This is a genomic window from Streptomyces sp. NPDC058964, assembly GCF_042741275.1.
Classification (GTDB): Bacteria; Actinomycetota; Actinomycetes; order Streptomycetales; family Streptomycetaceae; genus Streptomyces.
Map to the genome: position 1 here is coordinate 3,677 of NZ_JBHYKH010000324.1, position 4,193 is coordinate 7,869.

Annotated in this window: 6 protein-coding genes; 5 read left to right on the forward strand and 1 reads right to left on the reverse strand. The window is 69.0% G+C overall.

Annotation, left to right across the window (positions count from 1 at the left end):
• Window positions 1-54 precede the first annotated feature (54 nt).
• From wrbA to ACFW2E_RS31185, 3 genes are all read left to right on the forward strand, one after another.
• Window positions 55-666 (forward strand): NAD(P)H:quinone oxidoreductase, encoded by a 612-nt coding sequence (gene wrbA / locus ACFW2E_RS31175; RefSeq protein ID WP_384470431.1) that lies wholly within the window; start codon window positions 55-57, stop codon window positions 664-666.
• Window positions 667-850: 184 nt separating this feature from the next.
• Complete coding sequence (locus ACFW2E_RS31180) at window positions 851-1,144, forward strand: muconolactone Delta-isomerase family protein (RefSeq protein WP_384470434.1); 294 nt, start codon at window positions 851-853, stop codon at window positions 1,142-1,144.
• Between the two features lie 77 nt (window positions 1,145-1,221).
• A complete protein-coding gene (locus tag ACFW2E_RS31185) occupies window positions 1,222-1,551 on the forward strand; it encodes an SgcJ/EcaC family oxidoreductase (RefSeq protein ID WP_384470452.1) in 330 nt (109 codons plus the stop codon).
• Window positions 1,552-1,729: 178 nt separating this feature from the next.
• On the opposite strand, the gene ACFW2E_RS31190 is transcribed toward ACFW2E_RS31185, so the two are convergent.
• Complete coding sequence (locus tag ACFW2E_RS31190) at window positions 1,730-2,293, reverse strand: CGNR zinc finger domain-containing protein (RefSeq protein ID WP_384470437.1); 564 nt, start codon at window positions 2,291-2,293, stop codon at window positions 1,730-1,732.
• A 424-nt stretch (window positions 2,294-2,717) separates the two neighbouring features.
• Between ACFW2E_RS31190 and ACFW2E_RS31195 the strand changes: the two genes are divergently transcribed.
• Both ACFW2E_RS31195 and ACFW2E_RS31200 read left to right on the forward strand, forming a co-directional pair.
• Window positions 2,718-3,440, forward strand: coding sequence for a molybdopterin-dependent oxidoreductase (locus ACFW2E_RS31195; protein ID WP_384470455.1), 723 nt, complete (start codon window positions 2,718-2,720; stop codon window positions 3,438-3,440).
• Window positions 3,388-4,089: a cytochrome b/b6 domain-containing protein gene (locus ACFW2E_RS31200; RefSeq protein WP_384470440.1), complete on the forward strand. Its 702-nt coding sequence runs from the start codon at window positions 3,388-3,390 to the stop codon at window positions 4,087-4,089. The genes ACFW2E_RS31195 and ACFW2E_RS31200 overlap by 53 nt, the downstream gene beginning before the upstream one ends.
• The last annotated feature ends 104 nt before the right edge of the window (window positions 4,090-4,193 follow it).

Here is a 4,193-nt window from a genome sequence, read left to right on the forward strand (position 1 = left end):
CCCGCGCGCGTCTACTACGGCTTTGAAACCTCTCCCACTGAACGGAGCACCCCCGTGAGCACTCCCGTGAAGCTTGCGATCATTTACTACTCGTCCACCGGCACGGTCACTGAGATCGCCAAGGAGCTCCATGACGCGGGCGTCAAGGCCGGTGCCGAGGTGCGTCTGCTGAAGGTCGCCGAGCTGGCCCCTCGGGCGGCCATCGAGTCCAACCCGGCCTGGGCCGCTCATCATGCGGCCGTGGCGGACATTCCGGAGGCCACTACGGAAGACGTCGAGTGGGCCGACGCGGTGCTGTTCGGTACACCGACGCGGTTCGGCAATGTCTCCGCGCAGCTGAAGCAGTTCATCGACACCCTGGGCGGTCTGTGGGCCGAGGGCAGGCTGGCGGACAAGGTCTACAGCGGTTTTGTGTCCACCGCGACGGCGCATGCCGGGCAGGAGGCGACCCTGCTCGCCCTGTACACCTCCATCCACCACTTCGGTGGCATCACGGTCACGCCCGGTTTCACCGACCCGCGCAAGTTCGTGGACGGCAACCCCTACGGCACTTCGCACGTCGACGCCCAGGGCAGCAACCCGGTGGACGACGTCACGCGTACCGCCGCGCGCATCCAGGCGGAGCGAGTTGTCAGGATCGCCGGGCTCCTGAGGTCCGCCGCCTGACAGTCCGCGGCGCCGGCCGGCGCCCGCGGGGGCGCTCCGGCGCCTGTGGCACCCCGCCGTGCGGTGATGAGGAGCCGAAACATCTACGCCCTGGCCGGAACCGGCTCGCGGGGCATCGCAGAGGCTTCCGGGGGACGACGCCCGAGCCCTCGTCCCCCGGGCCGATCCGAAGGAAGAAGAGGTCATGAAGGAATTCCTGGTCGAGTTGACCACCACCGTGCCCGAGGGCACCGATCAGGCCGAGGTCGACCGGATCCGTGCCGCCGAGGCGGTGCGGGCCGGGGAACTCGCCGCTCAGGGGCATCTGTTCCGGCTGTGGCGTCCGGTCGGAGAGCTGCGCAGCATCGGGGTGTGGCGTGCCGACGACGAAACCGAGCTGCGTGTGAAGGTCCTCGGCAGCCTGCCCCTGTGGCCCTGGATGACCGCGGTGGTCACCCCCCTGCAGCAGCACCCCAACGACCCGGGCCACACGCGCTGAGTCGTCGGCACGATTCCCCAGAGGAGGAACTGGTGACGGAGAGTGCGGGGCCCCAGCGAGCGATCCTGGGTGACGTCATGGACCGCTGGAAGGCCGCGGTCGATGCACACGAGCCGCAGCGGGTGGCCGCGTGTTTCACCGAGGACGTGATCTTCCAAGGACTGCACCCCTACAGCGTCGGACGGACCGGGGTCGCGCAGTACTACGACTCCCAGCCGCTCGGGCTGGTGGCGGACTACAAGGTGCTCGAGGTCCGGTCGTTCAGCGACGACGTCCTGCTCGGATACCTGAGCGTCGACTTCTCCTTCTCCGACCGGCCGACCGTTCCGGTCACGCTCACGGTTGTGCTCCGGCGACTCGACGGCGAGTGGTACATCGCTCACTACCAAGTCGCCCGGCGCGACTGATGCGTTCGCCACGGGCGGTGGGGGCGACATGAACGGCGGTGACCGGGTGCGTTCCTCGTGACGCGCCGATACCGCCCTTCCGGAGTGCGGTCGCTCCGCCCGGTCCACCGGCGGCCTGCTGCCACGACGGCGCAGCAGGCCGCCGTGTTGCTCGCGCCGCCCCGTGAGCTGCCACCGTTCAGCGAGCGGCCGCCGAAGGGCCACTCTTCTTGCGGGCGCGGTAGGCGGCCGCCTTGAACTTGTTGCCGCAGGACTCCATGTCGCACCACTGGCGACGCGTGCCGCGGGAGCGGTCGACGTAGATACGGGTGCACTCGGGGTTGTCGCACTCCTTCATCAGGGGCACGTCCGGACCGCTGAGCAGCTCGACGGCATGCCGGGCGACGGTGGACAGCGCCTGTTCGGCGGTCGCCTCGGTCCTGCGTCCGTCCCGTGTGAGCTGCGGTGTCGCCGGAGGCTTGCGCGCGGCCCCGTTCAGAAGGCTCAGTGCTTCCTCGTCGTATTCCTGGCCGAGACGGCGGGCGGTGACCAGTTCGTAGATCGCATCCCGTACCGCCTTGGCCCGCTCGACGTCGGCCTCGTCGGCGGGCGTGATCGCGTCCACGAGTCCGGACTCCACGAACCAGGCGTCCAGCCGGTCGGGTGTCGCGAACATCTCGAAGCGCACCGTTCGCCGTGCGCGCAGAGTCGCGGCGAAGTCGAGGGCCGGGTTCCCGCAGACGAAGGAATGCTCGTGATTCACGTCACCATTCTGACAGGTGACAGTCGAAGCAGGCAAGCATTGCCGCAGAACGTAAGGCGAGTTCGTGATCCGACGCGGTCGGACCACCCCCGTCCCGTCGTCGGCACGCGTCGTTGACAGCCCGCGTTGGGCCGTGCCAGTATCGTCACCTCTTAAACAGGTGACGAAGTCGATTTCCGTCTCAAGGGCTCGGCTCGGCCGATGGCGAACGGTGCTTCCGGTGCTGGCGTTTCGGCTCCTGCCCACCGCAACAACCCGCCGTTTCACATGAGCCGGCGCCGGCGCGTCCTGAACCGGCGCAGGGTGAGGTGGCGTTGCGGACGATGTCTGCGTGACGACGGCAACCACCTTCGGCTGCCCGAGCGCGACCGTCATCGACGACGCGCGTCGCCGGAGCAGTCGCCACCGCGAAGAAGGACTGAACATGGCAGAACAGCCGAGGCGGAACGCCGACGGCGCACCGGTGGGGCGGCGCGCGCTGCTGGGCATGCTCGCCGCCGGTGCCGCCGGCCTTGCCGCTGCTCCCTACCTGCAGAGCGGCTGGGAGGACGTCCTGGGTGCCGCCTCCCAGGTCGACGCAACGGGGCTGACCGGGCTGCTGCCCAACCCCGGTGGCTTTCGCTACTACAGCGTCGTCGGGTCGGTGCCGCGCAAGAACGACACCAACTACGGGCTGACCATCGGCGGTCTGGTCGACCGGCCGAGGACCTACACACTGCCCGAGCTGCGTGCTCTGCCTCAGACGCGAGTCGTTCACGACGTACTCTGCACGGACGGGTGGCGGGTGGACAACACGCCCTTCGAAGGCGTGAAACTGGCGGACCTCCTCGACGCCGCCGGAGTGCGCTCCGAGGGGGCGGCCATCCGGTTCACGTGCTTCGACGGCGCCTACACCGAGAGCCTGACCCTCGAGCAGGCGCGCCGCTCGGACGTCCTGGTGGCACTCAAGATGCAGGACAAGCCCATCACCCACGAGCACGGGGGACCGGTGCGCCTGTTCGTGGCCCCCATGTACTTCTACAAATCGGCCAAGTGGCTGTCCGGCATATCGGTGACCGACAAGGTCATCCCCGGTTTCTGGGAGGAGCGAGGTTATGCGGTCGACGGCTGGCTCGACGACGCCGACCGGGGCGACGGCTCGGCCTGAGCGGTCCGGTCAGGTTCGCCGGTTCAGCCGGGCGGAACGGATGGTCCACCGGGCAACCGGGTGGCTCATGCTGGTGTGCCTGGTCACCGCGGCATGCCTGTACCTCGGCCCGCTGGCCGAGCTGGTCGGCCGCCGCCACATCGTGGCCGCCGTCCACGAGTGGTCGGGCATCTGTTTGCCGGTTCCGTTCCTGCTGGGGCTCTTCTCCCCGGACTTCCGTGCGGACCTGCGCAGGCTGAACCGCTTCGCGGTCTACGACCGGCAGTGGCTGAGGGCCGTCCGCAGACGGCGGACGTGGCCGGAAGCGCGCCCCGCCGGCAAGTTCAACGCGGGACAGAAGATCTACGCGGGGTGGATCGCGGGCGCGGTGCTGGTGATGATGTTCACCGGTCTGCTCATGTGGTTCATCGGGCTGCTGCCGTTCATCTCCCGCACCAGCGCCATCTTCGTGCACGACTGCCTCGCCTGGGCGATCACCATTGTCCTGATCGGCCACATGCGCAAGGCGTACCAGGACCCCGAGGCCAGGCTCGGGATGCGCACGGGTCACGTGAGCAGGTCCTGGGCCGCGCGGCACCACTCCCGGTGGCTGCTGGACGATCACACACATGCCGTTGCCGACCAGTCGGGCGCGGATCTGACACATTGACGGCCGGGCCCCCCCGGGGTGGCGGGGGGGCGGCGGCGCCGCGCGGCGGGGACCCGGGACCCGTTCGGATGGGGGTTAAAAGTGCGCGGGGAGATGGGGTGTTG

Excerpts from the sequence above, each read along its gene's own strand:
- ACFW2E_RS31195 (WP_384470455.1), top strand. The coding sequence starts at position 2,718 with ATGGCAGAACAGCCGAGGCGGAACGCCGACGGCGCACCGGTGGGGCGG.
- ACFW2E_RS31200 (WP_384470440.1), top strand. The coding sequence starts at position 3,388 with ATGCGGTCGACGGCTGGCTCGACGACGCCGACCGGGGCGACGGCTCGG.
- ACFW2E_RS31180 (WP_384470434.1), top strand. The coding sequence starts at position 851 with ATGAAGGAATTCCTGGTCGAGTTGACCACCACCGTGCCCGAGGGCACC.
- ACFW2E_RS31185 (WP_384470452.1), top strand. The coding sequence starts at position 1,222 with ATGGACCGCTGGAAGGCCGCGGTCGATGCACACGAGCCGCAGCGGGTG.